General features: G+C 41.7%; 1 protein-coding gene and 1 pseudogene. Both read right to left on the reverse strand.

The window, feature by feature from the left end; all coding sequences use genetic code 11:
* A partial coding sequence (locus ACE1AT_RS27855) for an MCP four helix bundle domain-containing protein (RefSeq protein WP_374874335.1) occupies positions 1 to 1,069 on the reverse strand: 1,069 nt, incomplete at its 3' end.
* A gap of 189 nt (positions 1,070 to 1,258) precedes the next feature.
* Positions 1,259 to 1,576 (reverse strand): annotated as a pseudogene (locus ACE1AT_RS27860) (hypothetical protein); the annotation flags it as partial.

A 1,576-nucleotide genomic window follows, 5' to 3' on the forward strand; every position in this document is an offset into this window, starting at 1 on the left:
TGTTGTTTGCCTTTTCACTCATAACTCCCAATCTGGAAGCAATTGAGTTGGTGGCTTCTGCCAATTGACGCATTGTCGTTTCCATCCGCAACAGGTCTTTTTGACTCTCTGTAGCTGCTGTGGTTGTCGCTTGTGACATGACTGCTACTTCCTCCATTGTTTTAACGAGTTCCTTGGAGGTGGCAGATATTTCTCTAGCAGCAGCAGCGACTTCGTTGGTAGATGCTACCTGCTCTGTGACTGTGACTTCTAGTTGTTTGCCAGAAGTGGCTATTTGGCTGCTGGAAGAGCTGACTTGTATGAGCAAACTGGAAACTTGCTCTGCTATTTGTCGGGCGATTAAAACTCCGAAAATGATGGCAGTGACAGGACCAATAATAATCCCTAAACAAATCCAGAAGATGCTTCGAGCTATATTCTGCTGGACTTCTTTCTGTGTATCTACGATGTAACTTTCATTAAGTTGTAACAGCTTCAAAGCTTGCTCGTCAGTTGTTTTAAATAATGGTTCTTCCTTAGTTGCTCCATCGGAATCCATACGCTGACGTAAAGTCAAAGCAGCTTGCAGGGTAGCAAGCTCTGATGAGGTTTCTTTTTGCTGACTAATTAATTCACCTTGTTTTTTCCAGGGATTGCGAATACCAAGTTGAGTGTAATCTTGCTCAATCTGTAAAAATCTCTCATGAGCTTGCTTCCAGCTTTCCAAACTCCGCTTAAATGTTTCATACTCTTTCTTCTCTTGCTCAGTTAGCGGCGTTGCTTCATACTGTTTCAGCCCTTCGTCAACTTGTTCCCAACCAGACTTCATTTGTGCTAGTGTATTCTGTCTTTCAACATCGGTCATTTCCGGATCGAATAACAACCGTTCTGCTGATTGGATTTGTGTCTGTCCTTCGTTAATTTTCCATATCCCAGAAATACTGGGGATGTGATTGTTGATCAGGATGTCAATGTAAGAATTTAACTCGTTGGTGATGAACCATCCCAACAAGGCAACTATAAGTACGATCAGTCCCATGAACAAAAATGAACTAATCAGTCGCGTTTGCAAGGTCATGTTTTTAAACATAAAATTTATTCCGTAAGCTGCTTGACGGGGAATTTTACATACTGCTTGATACTTAGAATTCCCAAAAAACGCACAATAGCTACAGCTTGCAGAGAAAGAATTTACACAGCCCCACGTATAATAGACATAGGCGTGAAATTAATTATGCGTTACCCAAAATCCTTGTAGAGACGTTGCAATGCAACGTCTCTACATTATTTTTTGGAGAGGTGTAATGGTGTTAAAGTTTTCGGTTTGATGAGATATAAAATCTTCTCTATTCACCTGGAAGCGGGAAATCTCTTGGCGCAGTCCTTGAGCAACTTGATTGAGTTGAGCGATCGCATGATTAATTTCCCGCAAAGAATCCACCGTTTGTACCGAAGCACTACTCAACTGCGTCATCGCTTCACTAATTTGCAGCGCTCCCTGAGACTGAATTTCCATACCTTGGTTGACTGCTTCAAATCGTGGTGTTAAATGTTGTACTTGTTCAATAATTTGTGTGGTTTGCGTACTAATACGGGC

Origin of the sequence: Pelatocladus sp. BLCC-F211, assembly GCF_041928655.1 — a bacterium.
Lineage (GTDB): Bacteria > Cyanobacteriota > Cyanobacteriia > Cyanobacteriales > Nostocaceae > Pelatocladus.